19 protein-coding genes are annotated in these 14,076 nt (G+C 65.9%); 5 read left to right on the forward strand and 14 right to left on the reverse strand.

What is annotated here, in order from left to right:
• Nucleotides 1-4: 4 nt before the first annotated feature.
• The 9 genes from MG068_RS10225 to MG068_RS10265 all read right to left on the reverse strand — a co-directional run bounded on the left by MG068_RS10225 (nucleotide 5) and on the right by MG068_RS10265 (nucleotide 6,043).
• On the reverse strand, nucleotides 5-532 hold the full coding sequence (locus MG068_RS10225; RefSeq protein WP_132810070.1) for a hypothetical protein: 528 nt from the start codon (nucleotides 530-532) through the stop codon (nucleotides 5-7).
• A 109-nt stretch (nucleotides 533-641) separates the two neighbouring features.
• Nucleotides 642-1,106 (reverse strand): hypothetical protein, encoded by a 465-nt coding sequence (locus tag MG068_RS10230; protein ID WP_032127367.1) that lies wholly within the window; start codon nucleotides 1,104-1,106, stop codon nucleotides 642-644.
• A gap of 136 nt (nucleotides 1,107-1,242) precedes the next feature.
• A complete protein-coding gene (locus MG068_RS10235; protein WP_049399381.1) occupies nucleotides 1,243-1,590 on the reverse strand; it encodes a hypothetical protein in 348 nt (115 codons plus the stop codon).
• Between the two features lie 97 nt (nucleotides 1,591-1,687).
• Entirely contained in the window at nucleotides 1,688-1,903 is a 216-nt protein-coding gene (locus MG068_RS10240; RefSeq protein WP_049399379.1) for a hypothetical protein, read from the reverse strand.
• 98 nt (nucleotides 1,904-2,001) lie between these two features.
• Nucleotides 2,002-3,192 (reverse strand): methyl-accepting chemotaxis protein, encoded by a 1,191-nt coding sequence (locus MG068_RS10245; RefSeq protein ID WP_010485867.1) that lies wholly within the window; start codon nucleotides 3,190-3,192, stop codon nucleotides 2,002-2,004.
• 164 nt (nucleotides 3,193-3,356) lie between these two features.
• Entirely contained in the window at nucleotides 3,357-3,971 is a 615-nt protein-coding gene (gene hflD, locus MG068_RS10250; protein ID WP_049399376.1) for a high frequency lysogenization protein HflD, read from the reverse strand.
• Complete coding sequence (gene mnmA / locus MG068_RS10255) at nucleotides 3,968-5,110, reverse strand: tRNA 2-thiouridine(34) synthase MnmA (RefSeq protein WP_132810071.1); 1,143 nt, start codon at nucleotides 5,108-5,110, stop codon at nucleotides 3,968-3,970. The genes hflD and mnmA overlap by 4 nt, the downstream gene beginning before the upstream one ends.
• Nucleotides 5,107-5,568, reverse strand: a complete 462-nt coding sequence (locus MG068_RS10260) for an NUDIX hydrolase (protein ID WP_132810072.1) — start codon at nucleotides 5,566-5,568, stop codon at nucleotides 5,107-5,109. The genes mnmA and MG068_RS10260 overlap by 4 nt, the downstream gene beginning before the upstream one ends.
• A gap of 1 nt (nucleotide 5,569) precedes the next feature.
• Complete coding sequence (locus tag MG068_RS10265; RefSeq protein WP_032127360.1) at nucleotides 5,570-6,043, reverse strand: hypothetical protein; 474 nt, start codon at nucleotides 6,041-6,043, stop codon at nucleotides 5,570-5,572.
• 112 nt (nucleotides 6,044-6,155) lie between these two features.
• Between MG068_RS10265 and clpS the strand changes: the two genes are divergently transcribed.
• Nucleotides 6,156-6,482 carry an ATP-dependent Clp protease adapter ClpS gene (gene clpS / locus MG068_RS10270; RefSeq protein ID WP_006444529.1) on the forward strand — a complete coding sequence of 109 codons (327 nt, stop codon included), beginning with the start codon at nucleotides 6,156-6,158 and terminating at the stop codon, nucleotides 6,480-6,482.
• 138 nt (nucleotides 6,483-6,620) lie between these two features.
• Here the strand turns inward: clpS and MG068_RS10275 are convergent, their stop codons facing one another.
• Nucleotides 6,621-7,433 carry an APH(6) family putative aminoglycoside O-phosphotransferase gene (locus MG068_RS10275; protein WP_132810073.1) on the reverse strand — a complete coding sequence of 271 codons (813 nt, stop codon included), beginning with the start codon at nucleotides 7,431-7,433 and terminating at the stop codon, nucleotides 6,621-6,623.
• Nucleotides 7,434-7,571: 138 nt separating this feature from the next.
• Here MG068_RS10275 and clpA point away from each other — a divergent pair, with 138 nt between their 5' ends.
• The 3 genes from clpA to MG068_RS10290 all read left to right on the forward strand — a co-directional run bounded on the left by clpA (nucleotide 7,572) and on the right by MG068_RS10290 (nucleotide 10,615).
• The gene (gene clpA / locus MG068_RS10280; protein ID WP_132810074.1) at nucleotides 7,572-9,857 is read left to right on the forward strand and encodes an ATP-dependent Clp protease ATP-binding subunit ClpA; all 2,286 of its coding nucleotides are present in this window, start codon (nucleotides 7,572-7,574) and stop codon (nucleotides 9,855-9,857) included.
• A gap of 183 nt (nucleotides 9,858-10,040) precedes the next feature.
• Complete coding sequence (locus MG068_RS10285; protein ID WP_132810075.1) at nucleotides 10,041-10,319, forward strand: type II toxin-antitoxin system RelE/ParE family toxin; 279 nt, start codon at nucleotides 10,041-10,043, stop codon at nucleotides 10,317-10,319.
• 8 nt (nucleotides 10,320-10,327) lie between these two features.
• Complete coding sequence (locus tag MG068_RS10290; protein ID WP_032127356.1) at nucleotides 10,328-10,615, forward strand: HigA family addiction module antitoxin; 288 nt, start codon at nucleotides 10,328-10,330, stop codon at nucleotides 10,613-10,615.
• Nucleotides 10,616-10,663: 48 nt separating this feature from the next.
• On the opposite strand, the gene MG068_RS10295 is transcribed toward MG068_RS10290, so the two are convergent.
• From MG068_RS10295 to aat, 4 genes are all read right to left on the reverse strand, one after another.
• Nucleotides 10,664-11,041 (reverse strand): hypothetical protein, encoded by a 378-nt coding sequence (locus MG068_RS10295; RefSeq protein ID WP_032127355.1) that lies wholly within the window; start codon nucleotides 11,039-11,041, stop codon nucleotides 10,664-10,666.
• A gap of 129 nt (nucleotides 11,042-11,170) precedes the next feature.
• Entirely contained in the window at nucleotides 11,171-11,443 is a 273-nt protein-coding gene (locus MG068_RS10300) for a hypothetical protein (RefSeq protein WP_049399363.1), read from the reverse strand.
• 171 nt (nucleotides 11,444-11,614) lie between these two features.
• Complete coding sequence (gene infA / locus MG068_RS10305) at nucleotides 11,615-11,833, reverse strand: translation initiation factor IF-1 (RefSeq protein WP_005409596.1); 219 nt, start codon at nucleotides 11,831-11,833, stop codon at nucleotides 11,615-11,617.
• An 86-nt stretch (nucleotides 11,834-11,919) separates the two neighbouring features.
• Nucleotides 11,920-12,660, reverse strand: coding sequence for a leucyl/phenylalanyl-tRNA--protein transferase (gene aat / locus MG068_RS10310; protein ID WP_132810076.1), 741 nt, complete (start codon nucleotides 12,658-12,660; stop codon nucleotides 11,920-11,922).
• 72 nt (nucleotides 12,661-12,732) lie between these two features.
• Between aat and MG068_RS10315 the strand changes: the two genes are divergently transcribed.
• Nucleotides 12,733-14,001 carry a hypothetical protein gene (locus MG068_RS10315; RefSeq protein WP_132810077.1) on the forward strand — a complete coding sequence of 423 codons (1,269 nt, stop codon included), beginning with the start codon at nucleotides 12,733-12,735 and terminating at the stop codon, nucleotides 13,999-14,001.
• The last annotated feature ends 75 nt before the right edge of the window (nucleotides 14,002-14,076 follow it).

Raw genomic sequence — 14,076 nt, forward strand, 5'->3', positions numbered from 1 at the left:
GGATCTACTGCGATGCGGCAACCATTCGCTGCGGAAATTCGGAGCGAAGCCGTGCGCGCACTGCTTCCACCACGTGTGCATAGCGTCGGCGCTGGATGAAATAGCCCATGTAGAACAGCAGCAGGGCCACCAGCATCGGCGACGCAGCCGGGCGGACCAGGATGATCGGCACCAGCATCACTGTCAGGCCCAGCGCGAACCAGCTGCACCGCCCGACCACCCGCACCTCCCTGCGTTGCGCGTCGATCATCACCCGCCCGCGCATCAGCGGAAAGTAGCGACCGCCAAAGCTCGGCGCGAAGCTCTCGCGAAAGGCGACACTGCCGTCCGGCAGCGCGCGGAATACCAGGCGAAGCCAGGTATCGGCCGGCAGATCATGCTCCAACCCGGCCAGCGAAAGCTGCGCCAGCTCTGCCGGCGTAGCGGCGATGCGCTGATTGAACAGTACGATGCCGGTGCGGAAGAAGAACGGCGCCCACAGCACCAGCAGCAGGACTTCGATCAGCAGCAATGCGATCAGGGCGATGGCCATCGGTCTTCCATGAACGGGACCGGCGCATCATGCCATGGGGATGGCCGGCGCTAGCACTGCGGGTTCGAGTACGAGCAACAGGTCACATGCCTTGCCGGATCGACTTGGCTCAATCCTTTTCCGCCAGATCGCTTAGGTCCAGGATCTGCGGGTTGACGCTGCTGGCTACGATGCTTCTGATCAGCCCCGGGCGGCGGCGAAGCGAGTAGGCGCGTATCGCATGGATGGGACTGAATTCACACAGGGGGTAGCGTGAGTGCCCCATGATGACGGGCCTGTTGAAGTGGATGTCCTTAGGGTCATCAAGTGGCAGGGCCCACTTCCCACCGTGTACCAGCCTGACGGTCTCCCCTAGATATCGGGCGAACACGACCCTCAGAGAGTCCCGCTCGTCCTCAGACAGCGTGGCTGCCATCAAGTCATGGAGGTGTTCCAGCCTGTCGAGGCTTTCGGGGCTGCTATCCAGTTCAATGCCATGCGTTTGAGCCTGCGCGACCAGCCATTCTATCTGGCCGTCCATCAGCATCAGGAATTGCTCAAAAGCCTCGCGGGCTTCTTCCAGATTGAACGTCATGCAGAGGCCAGAGGAGACAGGGGGAGTGGGCAGTGTGTCCTCGTCCCGTTCCTCAGGCTATGCAACAAATCCTAAAAGGCGACAGGCAAAGCAGAGGTTGCAGAGATCGCGGCGTCCATCCCCGAAAGTCGTGGATCTACCGTTTCATCAATGCGATGCCTGCAATGGAATAGCTGGCGATCAACAGCCCGAACGCGTACTCCGCGACGATGATCAGCCAGAAGGTCATCGGCTCGATGTCCCGCCATGCATCAATGGTGCCGGACCGGTGATGGCTCAGATGAACATGCCCGGTGTTGATGGCAGTTGCCGGCGCCCAGGCAAATAGAAAGGCCATCAGCATGAAGAGCAGGCTGCCGAACAGGAATGCGACAGGTCTATGCCGGGGTGGCCGCAAAGTGGCGTAGGCGGGGCGCCAGGTGAAGGTGACCGCGATGAGCACCATCACAGCAAATCCCAGCCAGGTCATGAACGTGGTGCTCATGCGACGACACTCCGTGTCCAGCCGTAGGTGGCATGGGCGGATCATGCCATGGGTTTGGAGCGGGTGGTGGTGAAGACCATCCACGCATGGCGTGGATCTACCTCAAGGCTTCCCCATCCAACCCCAGGTCCCACGCCAGACCCAGCAGCGCGTCGTCCGTGCGGGACAGGGCAGGGCGCGCATCGGCCAGCTGCTGCAGTTCGCGGATCTCCTCGCGGGCCACCTCTTCCAGCTGCTGCAGCTGCTCACGCACGCTCGCGTTGCGCGGGCGCTCGGTGTCGGCGAGGGAGGGCAGGGCGCGGATCAGGGTCATGGTGCGTGTACAGGATGCATCCAACGGCGGGTTACAGGCAAAGGCCCCGGACGAACCGGGGCCTTGCGGGCTGCCGGCAACGGCAGCGGACATCAGGATCAGAACAGCTCGACGGTGCCGGCGCCCATGCTCTGCTGGGCAACCGGCTTGTGCGGCGGGCGTTCCCATTCGCTGCGCAGTTCCCGCAGGCGGCTGCCGGTGCGCTGAAGGGCGGTGGCGATCTCTTCGTCGAACACGCCGCCATTGCGGTGCAGCAGTTCCTGCAGGGCCACTGCCTCGCGGTTGATCGCGGTCAGGCGGTCCAGGTGGGTGTGCACGCCGCCCAGCGCCTGGGTGGCGATGTCTTCGAACTGCAGGGCGCGTACAGCTTCGGCCACGCTGCCATCGATCGAACGGGCGCACTCGGACACTTCGCGCATGCCATCGCCCAGCGAGGCATTGATCTGCGCGACGTTGTCGAGCATGGCCGCCGCTTCCTGACGCGCTTCGCGGGAGCGGTCCATGTCACGCGAGGCCATGTGCGAGACCGTCTCGCGCACCTTGGCGATGGCGTCCTTGGAGCTGTGCGCCAGCTTGCGGATCTGCTCGTTGAAGGTGGTCGAGCGCTCGGACAGGTTGCGCACTTCGTCGGCGACCACCGCGAAGCCACGACCGGCTTCACCGGCACGCGCGGCTTCGATGGCGGCGTTCAGCGCCAGCAGGTTGGTCTGGTCGGCGATCGACTTGACGTCTTCCAGCAGCGCGAAGATGCCATCCAGGTGCTGCGCCATCTGGTCGATGTGCTGCACGGTGGTGCTGCTCTGGCCGCTCACCTGTTCCAGCGCTTCCACCAGCTGCTCCATGCGATGGCTGGCGTGCTGGGCGAAACGGGCAACGTCGAGGCCGGCATTGCCTTCATCACCGGCACGATCGACGATGCGCGACAGGGCCTGGCTCTGCTGGCGCGACTTGCGGTTCATGGCGTCGAAGCTGCCGCCCAGGCTGGACACCGCCTGGCGGATCAGGTCACGGGCGCGTTCCACTTCGCCGCGCGAGCCGTCGATCTCGTTGCCGACGAAGTTGCGCAGTTCGGTCAGCAGCTGGTCCTGCTCACGCAGGACACGGGCGTGTTCCGGGGAACGGTGCGCCTGGGCGCGGGTGGTCCACCACGCAAAGCCGAGCCAGCTCAGCGTCATCGTGGTCAGGATCGCCCAGCGCAGGGCGGCCGGCCATTCGAAACCGATGGCGAAGGGGAGCAGCAGGGTCAGAGCCAGGGGGGCGGCCAGACGGATGAAAATGCGTGAGTACATGGACGTTCTCGGGAGGTGCACGGAGGATGTATCGGCCGTACCCCCTTTCTCTTTAACGTCGAAATGCCTCGAAGTGCATTCTGAATGCGCCGGTTTTCCGACGCCTCGGCGGCTTCGGGGTCAGAGCCCTTTCCTTGCCGGAAAAGGATCCGACCCCATGGGGCTCAGGCCAGCTGGCGGTCCACGGCCTCGATCATCGCCTTGCGGCTGAACAGGAAGTCCCAGTAGCTGCCGCCCAGCTGGCGCCACAGCACCGCCGAACGCACCGCGGCCAGCAGCAGGGCGCGGATCTCCGCAACCACACCGGCCTGGCCCAGGTAGTGCGGGTTGCCCTGCACCATCACCCGCGGCTTCAGGTGGCTGATGGTGTCGGCGTACAGGCCACCCAGGTTGGCCAGCACGTCCGGGTGGCCACTGTCGCCCAGCTCGACGGCTTGGCGCTGGGCGCGTTCGATGCCGGAGGCGACCTTGTTCACGGTGGTGCCGTCCTGCACGAAGCGGCGCTCCAGCTGCAGCACCGACAGGGCCAGCTTGGGCAGGATCGGGTCCTGGCCCTGGCTGCGGAAGTAGTTGTGCAGCAGGCGCAGCCCAGCCTTCAATGCATGGCGGTCACCGAACACCTCCTGCGGCGAAGACGCGTCGACGCGGAACACGCTGTCCACGGCGGTGCGCACGGCAGCGGCGTCGGAATGGCCGGTATCGGCGATGCGGCGTACCTGCTGCAGGGCCTGGGCAATGCCGGCCAAAGCCAGGACGCGGTCGTCGACAGTGAAACTCATGCAGCGATTACCTCAAAAGGGGAAGGGGTGGTGCGCAGGCGCTGTTCCAGCGGCGCATCGGTGGCGGCGATCACCGCGCCACCCAGGCACACATCACCGTCATACAGCACCAGTGATTGACCGGGAGTAACGGCGCGCTGCGGGCGCGCAAAGGTGACCAGCACGCTGCCATCGTCCAGCACCTCGACCGTACACGGCTCGTCGGGCTGGCGGTAGCGGGTCTGCGCGGTGCACTCGAAGCGCCGTGCCGGCGGCGCGCCGGCAATCCAGTGCGCGGTCTCCGAGCGCAGGCGGTTGGACAGCATCCACGTGCTGTCGCGATCCTGGTCGACGTACAGCACGTTGCTGGCCACGTCCTTGCCGACCACGTACCACGGCGCCGCAGGGCGGCCACGCACGCCGCCGATGTTCAGGCCCTCGCGCTGGCCCAGGGTGAAATAGAAGACGCCAGGGTGCTCGGCGATCACACTGCCGTCGGCCGGGTCCAGGATCTGCCCGGGCTTGGCCGGCAGGTAGCGGCCGAGGAACTCGCGGAAGTCGCGCTCACCGATGAAGCAGATGCCGGTGGAGTCCTTCTTGGCGTGGGTCGGCAGGCTGACGTCACGCGCGATCCGGCGCAGGTCGGTCTTTTCCAGGTCGCCGATCGGGAACAGGGTGGCCGCCAGCTGCGCCTGGCCCAGCTGGTGCAGGAAGTAGCTCTGGTCCTTGGAGCGGTCGGCACCACGCAGCAGCAGCCACTGGTGGCCGCGCTGGGCCACGCGCGCGTAGTGGCCGGTGGCAATGCGTTCGGCGCCCAACTCGCGGGCGGCATCCAGGAAGTGCTTGAACTTCACTTCGCGGTTGCACAGCACGTCCGGGTTCGGGGTGCGGCCGGCCGCGTACTCGGCCAGGAAGTGCTCGAACACCCCCTGCCAGTACTCGCTGGAGAAATCACGGAAGTGGAACGGGATACCGAGCAGGCCGCAGACGGCCACCGCATCGCGGCGGTCGTCCTCGGCGCGGCAGTCGCCGCTGCCGTCGTCGGCCCAGTTCTGCATGAACAGACCGGCTACGGCCTCGCCCTGCTGCACCAGCCGCCAGGCGGCGACCGAGGAGTCGACGCCACCGGAGACGCCCACCATCACGCGCGGAGTGCTCATGCGACCTCCCGGACCAGCGAAAGCGGATGGCGCTGGCCACCCAGGAAATCAGCCACCACCTGCCAGACCAGTGGGCTGCGCAGGCGCTCCGTGGCGGCCTGCAGCGCGGCCGGGGTCAGCCACAGCGCGCGATCGATGCCGGTGTCCAGCGGCTGCGCCGGGTCGTGCGAGACCGGATGCGCCGCATAGCAGAAGCGCAGGAAGGTGGTGCCGTCGGCGGCCGTCCACTGGTAGCAGCCGATGAAGTGGGTCAGCTGCACCGTCCAGCCGGTTTCCTCGCGGGTCTCGCGCAGGGCTGCCTCGGCCAGGCTTTCGCCCGGCTCGAGGTGGCCGGCCGGCTGGTTCAGCACCTGGCGGCCGTCGATGGTCTCCTCGACCAGCAGCACGCGGCCACCGTCGACCACCACGGTGGCGACAGTGGCGTGCGGTGCCCAGCGCGGGTCCGGCGTGGTGTTCAACTCAGAACTCGTCCTTCTTGGTCAGTTCCAGCTCCATGGCGTCGGCGGTGCGGATGGCCGCATCGATGGCGTCGCTGAGCTGGTCGGCCGTGGCATCGGCGTCGATCTTGACCACGAACATGGCGGTGGTGTCCTGCTTCACCCAGCCGCCCATCTTGGCGTCCTGCGAATCTTCCAGCAGGCGGTTGGCTACGGCCACCGGGAACTGCTTGGTCTTGGCGTTGTAGGCCGGCGACCAGATCTCGCGGATGTTGTGGGTGCCGAAATCTTCCACCGACGAGCGCACGTAGACCATCTGGGTGCGATCACCCTCGACGTCGAACACCATGCGGTAGTCGCCGTCCTCGTCGACCTCGTAGGTATAGCCCAGCTTGTCCAGGTGGCGGGCCACGGCCTTGTCGGCCTGGGTCTCGGCGGCGGCGGAGCCGGCGGCGGCCAGGGCGATCAGCAGGGCGGGAAGAAGGGTCCTTTTCATGAAGATCCTGTGAAACAGTGTTGAGAGAGGGTGCAATTGTGACGGTGGGCGTGCGTGCCGTCCAATCTGCGGCAGGCCGACGCAGGCTGGCCCGTGCCTCTATAATGGGCAGATGCCCCATGAGTCTTCCCCCGATTCCCATCACGAGCACGGCGTTGCCGTGGAGCCCGCGCGCCCGGAAGTGGCGCCGCCGCCGTTCTACCAGGTGATGCTGCTCAACGACGACTACACCCCGATGGATTTCGTGGTGGATGTGCTGCAGCAGTTCTTCAGCATGGACCTGGACAAGGCCACGCAGGTGATGCTGCACGTCCACACCCGCGGCCGCGGCGTGTGCGGGGTGTTCACCCGTGAAGTGGCCGAGACCAAGGTCGCCCAGGTCAACGAGTACTCGCGGATGAACCAGCACCCGCTGCTGTGCACGATGGAAAAGGCCTGACCGGCTGCCGGTTTTCGTCCGGGCACATCGACTCCGGACCCGGTGTGCCCACCAAGGTGGGCACCTACCAAGGCAGGGGCCTGTATCGATAGTGGATGGGGCGTGCCCACCAAGGGGGGCATCTACCAGAGCGCGGGATCAGCCCTCCGCCAACGCCTCCAGCGCCATCCGCGCCACCGCCTCGTCGACTTCGGCGGGGTCGCCATCATCCCGGAACCACACCGCTGACAGCCCCGCGCTGGCTGCGATCCAGCGCAGCAGGCGCGTGCGTTCCAGGCCCGCCAGCGCGCCGACCTGTTCCAGCCGGGTGGCAAACCGCTCGGGTCGGGTGGCCACATGGATGCCGGGGCCGCACAGGTCCGGATTGCTGAACATCGTCGTGTAATCGAACGCGCGGTCGCCCAGCAGCCGCTTCGGGTCGATCGCCAACCAGCCGCGCGCGCCGAAATCCAGCACGTTGTCGTGGTGCAGGTCGCCGTGCAGCGGCCGGATCTCCTGTTCCTGCTGCAGCAGCCCCTCCGCCAGCGATCTGCACTGTTCCAGCAGTGGCGGCAGCGCAGCACTTGGCTGCAGCAGGTCGGCGAACCATGTTTGCAGGCAGACCAGTTCCGCTGGCGGTGCGCTCCGTGGCCGGTGCAGCCGTTGCAGGACCTGGCACAGGACCGTGGTGCAGGTGTCATCGTCGCCCTTGATCGAACGTTGCCGCAATGAGTCGCCGCCGGCACGTTCGATCAGGATCGCCGGCCCCTCGTGGGCCAGCAGGCGGGCGGCGCCGTCACCGTCCCACCAACGCAGCAGGCGATGGCTGTTCTGCTCTTCGGTTTCGCTGCTGATCTTCAGCATGGCCGGCTCGCCGGCGGCGGTCAGCACCGGCCAGAGCTGGGCATGGGGCGTTTCGATGGCTGCGCCATCACGCCGCAATCGCCAGCGACTCAGGTAGGGTTCGCTCATGCTGGGTGGGCTGTCCTGGAGTGAATGAAGATCAATCGATTCGCACTGATAACGCCATCTGAACGCAGCAATCCGCTAGGGTGATGGAAATCGCGTAGTCAGGCCGCATATTGTCCCCATCTGCCGCCGGAGTAATCCATGTTCAGCAAAGACCTCGAACACACCATCGGCCAGTGCTACAAGCGCGCCCGTGAGGCCCGGCATGAGTTCATGACGGTCGAACACCTGCTGTTGGCACTGCTCGACAACCCGTCCGCCCAGGCCGTACTGAAGGCCTGTGGCGCCGACGCCGAACGCCTGCGCCAGGAGCTGGAGCAGGCCATCGAGGCCTCCGTGTCCCGCCTGGCCGAAGATGACGGCCGCGATACCCAGCCGACCCTGGGCTTCCAGCGCGTGCTGCAGCGGGCCGTTTACCACGTGCAGTCCTCGGGCAAGAAGGAGGTCACCGGCGCCAATGTGCTGGTCGCCATCTTCGGCGAGAAGGACTCGCACGCCGTCTACTACCTCAACCAGCAGGATGTCACCCGGCTGGATGTGGTCAATTACCTGTCCCACGGCATCGCCAAGCTGGGCGAGGAGGGCGAGCCGCCGTCCTCTTCCTCCGAGGGCGAGAGCCGAATGGAGGGCGGGGAAGGTGAGCCGAAGGGTGATGCCCTGACCGAGTTCGCCAGCAACCTCAACGAACAGGCCCGGGCCGGTCGCATCGACCCGCTGGTCGGCCGTGCCGACGAGATCGAGCGCACCATCCAGGTCCTGTGCCGCCGCCGCAAGAACAACCCGCTGTACGTGGGTGAGGCGGGCGTGGGCAAGACCGCGATTGCCGAGGGCCTGGCCCGCCGCATCGTCGAGGGCTCGGTGCCCGACGTTCTGGCCGATGCGGTGATCTATTCGCTCGACCTGGGCGCGCTGGTGGCCGGCACCAAGTACCGCGGCGACTTCGAGAAGCGCCTGAAGAGCGTGCTGACCGCGCTGAAGAAGGTGCCCAATGCGGTGCTGTTCATCGACGAGATCCACACCATTATCGGTGCCGGTTCGGCGTCGGGCGGCACGATGGATGCGTCCAACCTGATCAAGCCGGCCCTGGCGTCCGGTGAGCTGCGCTGCATCGGCTCGACCACCTTCCAGGAGTACCGTGGCATCTTCGAGAAGGATCGGGCGCTGGCCCGCCGCTTCCAGAAGATCGACATCGTCGAGCCGACCGTCGGCGAGACCTACGAGATCCTGCAGGGCCTGAAGTCCAAGTACGAGCTGCACCACGGTGTGACCTATTCCGACGAGGCGCTGCAGGCTGCGGTGGACCTGTCGGTGAAGCACATCGGCGACCGCCTGCTGCCGGACAAGGCCATCGACGTGATCGACGAGGCGGGCGCCCGCCAGCGCCTGCTGCCGGAAGGCCAGCGCAAGGAACTGATCGACGTCGAGGAAGTGGAGGCGATCGTCGCCAAGATGGCGCGTATCCCGACCAAGCAGGTCAGCGCCACCGACAAGGATGTGCTGCAGCACCTGGAGCGCAACCTGAAGATGGTGATCTTCGGCCAGGACCCGGCCATCGAGACGCTGTCCTCGGCGATCAAGCTGGCCCGTTCGGGCCTGGGCAACCCGGAAAAGCCGATCGGCAACTTCCTGTTCGCCGGTCCCACGGGTGTCGGCAAGACCGAGGTGACCAAGCAGCTGGCGCTGCAGCTGGGCATCGAGCTGGTCCGCTTCGACATGTCCGAGTACATGGAGCCGCATTCGATCAGCCGCCTGATCGGTGCGCCTCCGGGCTACGTCGGCTTCGACCAGGGTGGCCTGCTGACCGAGAAGATCGTCAAGACGCCGCACTGCGTGCTGCTGCTGGACGAAATCGAAAAGGCGCATCCGGACATCTTCAACATCCTGTTGCAGGTGATGGACCGCGGTGTGCTGACCGATACCAACGGTCGTGAAGCCAACTTCAAGAACGTCGTGCTGGTGATGACCACCAATGCCGGTGCGGCGCAGGCCTCGCGGCGTTCGATCGGCTTCACCAAGCAGGACCATGCCACCGACGCGATGGAGACCATCCGCCGCAGCTTCACCCCGGAATTCCGCAACCGCCTCGACGCGGTGGTGCAGTTCCAGGCGCTGGGCTTCGAGCACATCCTGCGCGTGGTCGACAAGTTCCTGATCGAGCTGGAGATGCTGCTGCAGGACAAGCACGTCAGCCTGTCGGCCACCCCGACCGCGCGCGACTGGCTGGCCCACCATGGTTTCGACCCGCTGATGGGTGCCCGCCCGATGGCCCGCGTGATCCAGGACAAGATCAAGCGTCCGCTGGCCGACGAGCTGCTGTTCGGCAAGCTGGTCAACGGTGGCAAGGTCAGCATCGACGTCCGCGACGACGAGCTGGTGGTCGAGACCCAGGCCGAGCCGGAGCGGCTGCTGCCGGTCACGGTGGAATGAGCTGATGCCATAGGCTTGGCGTGAAAGACTGGAAATGACAAGGGCGGCTTCGGCCGCCCTTGTTGTTTCCAGTGGGGCTGTCGTCCGCGGCCTTGCTTGAACGGAACGGAGGTGCCAATGCTGTCTTCTGGTCGCGATAGTGTGTTGCCCTGTTTGTATCGCGAAACGATACAGGATACAGTGATGATCATCGGTTTTCGCCACAGGGGCCTCGAGCGGCTCTACCGTTCCGGCAGTAGCAGTGGAATCCGCCACAGTCACGCCAGCAAGGTGTTGTTGATCCTGTCGATCCTGGATGTTGCTTCGGGTCCTGAGGATCTGGCCATGCCTGGATTGCGTCTGCATAAGCTCCGGGGCGGCCTGAAAGGGCATTGGCCTGTATGGGTCAATGGAAACTGGCGGATTACCTTCCGTTTCGCCGGCAGCGACGTGGAGCTGCTGGATTACCTGGACTATCACTGAGGCCGCGCATGATTCATCACCATCCGCATCCCGGGCAGGCGATCAAGGCAATGGTCTTTGATCCAATGGATCTGTCTGTGACCGAAGCGGCCGAGCGCCTGGCAATGTCGCGGGTAGCCCTTTCGCGGGTTCTGAACGGCAAGGCGGGCATCAGTCCTGACCTGGCCATCCGCCTTGAGATGGCGGGGGTGAGTACTGCGGTTTTCTGGATGGGGCTGCAATCCAGCTACGATCTCTGGTTGGCACGGCAGCGCGCGCAACCGAGAGTGTTGTCGTTGGTTGCCGCGACGCGTTGACGTATATCGCGACAAGGGCGGCTTCGGCCGCCCTTGTCCTGTCTGGGGTCAGCGGCTGCGGCGGCGCGCCTCACGCTTGAATCGCTCGGCATCGATCGGCTCGATGCGTGCAACCTCGCAGCTGCCGCGACCTGTGTCCAGTGCGCTTCGGCCCTCGCTGCACAGCTCGTCAGCTTCTTTGCCGTCGGTCTTGAAGCCGAGGCGGGTGGCCAGTACGGCAGAAGGGCAGCTGTTGCGGAAATGCACAACATAGTGGTCTTCGCCGGAGCGAAGCAGGATGTTCTTGTCGGCGCCGGCGCGAACGATCTGCTGTTCGCCGGTCAGTGATACGCACTGTGCCGGCGCGGTGTCGGCGGCATGGGCGGACGACGCCAGCAGGGTGACGGCAGACAAAGCCAGGGGGATTAGCAGGGAAGACAGGTTCATGGCGGGGCAGGGGGCAGCGATCCGGACTGGATCGGATCCCAGGATGCCGCCGCCGCTGCAAATGCGAATCTGCCGCAAGCAGGGCTGACCGACGCCACGGTGAGATCGGTCACGATGACCTTTGGCGCCTCAGGCCGCGATCGAACGGAATCCCTGCTGGCGCCCCTGGTCGCCGCCGTCTTCGATGACAAAGGCAACCGCCTCGTGCGGAATGTGCAGGCGCTGCTTGAGGGTGCTGCCCATATGCGGAATCTCGCGCTGCACGGCCAGGTACAGCGGGTGCGAGGCGTCCATGCTGGTGCAGACCAGGCAGGGCTGGCCGAACCAGGTGCCGTCCGGGCCCTTGCTGGCGTAGCAGCGGCTGGTGACGGACTGGGGGTCCAGGACGATCAGGTAGGTCATGCGCGCAACGCCTTCTGTGAAGAACGCATTGAGTCTAGAGTCGCGGCGCGATGCGGTACTTCGGACAGGGACGAAAATCGAGCGGTCCCGGTGCCGGTCGCTTTCTTCCGCGCACGACAAAGGGCCAGCAGCGAGGCCGGCCCTGTCGGAGTGGCGCAATGCGCCGACCGCTTACTTCATGCGGTAGGTGATACGACCCTTGGTCAGGTCGTACGGGGTCATTTCAACCTTGACCCGGTCACCGGTGAGGATGCGGATGTAGTTCTTGCGCATGCGGCCGGAGATGTGGGCGATGATTTCGTGCCCATTTTCCAGACGAACGCGGAAAGTGGTGTTCGGCAGCGTCTCGCTGACGGTGCCCTCGAACTCGATGGAATCGTCTTTCGACATGTAGTCCTGTGCGGTTCAGAAAACGGCCACGCTGGGCCTAAGGCGCGGTATTTTACGCGTGATGGGCCCGGCTTGCAAAGTTTGTGTTAACCCCCGGCCAAACGCTGTGCTGGCAAGCGTCCTACCGCCTGGGTCCAGGGGCCTTCACGGCCGTCACGGTGGACGGTCTGGCGGACGTGTTCCAGAAAGTCCGCGCGCGGCAGGTGCTCGGCGCCCATCCGCAGCAGGTGCGGATTCTCCACCTGGGCATCGATCAGTTCCCAGCCCCAGCCACGCAGGGTGGCTGCCAACGCGGCCAGGGCGATCTTGGAGCCGCCACTGGCGCCACTGAACATGCTCTCGCCGAAGAAGATGGCACCGATCGCGACGCCATAGATGCCGCCGACCAGTGTCTGCCGATCCCAGACTTCGAAGGAATGGGCGAAGCCAAGGTCGTGCAGCTGGCTGTAAGCCTCGACCATCGCCGGGCTGATCCACGTACCGTCCTGGCCGGGCCGAGGTGCCGCGGCGCAGGCGCGCATCACACGACTGAAGGCGGTGTCGGCGGTGACCTCCCACGTGCTGCTGCGCAGCTGGCGGCGGAAGCGGCTGGACAGGTGCACGCCGTCGGTGCGGAACACCATGCGCGGGTCCGGCGACCACCACAGGATTGGCTCGCCCTCGCTGAACCACGGAAAGATACCGCCGGCGTAGGCATTGAGCAGACGCACCGGATGCAGGTCGCCGCCCACCGCCAGCAGGCCATCGGGCTGGCGCAGTGCGGTCTCGGCCGGAGGGAAGGGGGCGTCCGGCGCATCGGCCAGGCGCCAAGGCAGCTGGCGGGTCATGGGGCCATTGTATTCGTCGTGGTGATTCGTGATGTCTGGCACCATCACTATTCACCGGCAAGGAGCCTCCGAATGAGTGACTCGATCAGCGCCATTCTCGACCTGCATGACGCCCCGCGCACGCGCAACGACAGCCAAGGCATGCTGCTGTCGATGGCCACTGAACAGCCGCGTCAGCTGGGGGAGTTGATGCTGCAGGCGCTGGCGCGGCCTTCGCCGGGCTCGGCCTTCCTCGACATGGCACTGGACCTGCTGCCGGATGACGCGGTGCCCGCGGTCGCGGCCGACGCGTGGCGCCGCCATCGCGCGGGCGAGCGCGGTGACGTGTTGACGAGCGTGATGGAGTTCGCCAGCTATCAGGCGCCGCAGGTGCTGCAGGGCGATTGGGAGGCATTGCTGGCGGTCGCCAGTGAGGATGAGGTGCAGTTGGCCGCGCAGGTCTGGCACGGCCTGCCCAGCGCGACGGCAGCGCATTGGGCGCAGATCCTGGCCGAAGCCAATGACGATCGCGAAATGGCGCGGGCCAGGGCGCTGCTGCTCGCCGTCCAGCCCGAAACCTACGCCATTGCTCGCGGCTACCTGGTCGACTGGGGGCGCTTGGATGCCGAGGTCTGGGCGCACTGGGCCGGCGTCGCCGAAGGTCCGCAGCCGCGTCGCCTGCATGGCGAGCGGCCATTGCACTTCCGCTTCGGCCGCGAACAGCATCGCGCGCAGCAGGCGGACGAGCCGAGCTGGCGCAGGCGCATCTGGCGCCTACACCCGACCTGGAATGGTGGGCAGGTGCATCACGCCGGGCACATGGGAGGGCCGCTGGAAGCGCTGTGTAGCAGCTGCCATGCGCCGCTTCAGCGCCTGCTGCAGACCGATGCCGCCGCGCTGCAGCCGGGCGCGCCGGGCGAGATCACGCTCGGCCTGTGTCTGGACTGCTGCGGCTGGGAAGACCCGCCCGTGCGTTTCTATCGCCACGATGCGGCCGGCCTGCCCAGCTGCCACCCCAGCCAGCACCGTGAGGTACCGAACACACCCACCGACAGTGGCGACCTGATGCAGGCCGAGGTGGGTTTGGTCGCCATGGACAGTGCGCGCTGGCAACAACAGGACTGGGGCCAGTCCAATCATCGGCAGAACCTGTCGCGCGTGGGCGGCGCGCCGAGCTGGGTGCAGAGTGCCTGGTACCCGGCGTGCATCGATTGCGGCGAAGAGATGCCGTTCGTGATGCAGCTGGATTCGACACTGCCGACCACGGGTGAGGGCACGCTGCTGTGGGGCAGCGGCGGCATGCTCTATACGTTCTGGTGCGCGAGGTGCCGGGTGAGCGGGCATTTCTGGCAGTGCACCTGAGCACAGCGCCCTCGCTATTGCCTTGGTAGGTGCCAACCTTGGTTGGCACGCTTTTCGGCACCGCGCCAATCGAGC

The organism is Stenotrophomonas sp. ASS1 (assembly GCF_004346925.1).
Classification (GTDB): domain Bacteria; phylum Pseudomonadota; class Gammaproteobacteria; order Xanthomonadales; family Xanthomonadaceae; genus Stenotrophomonas; species Stenotrophomonas maltophilia_A.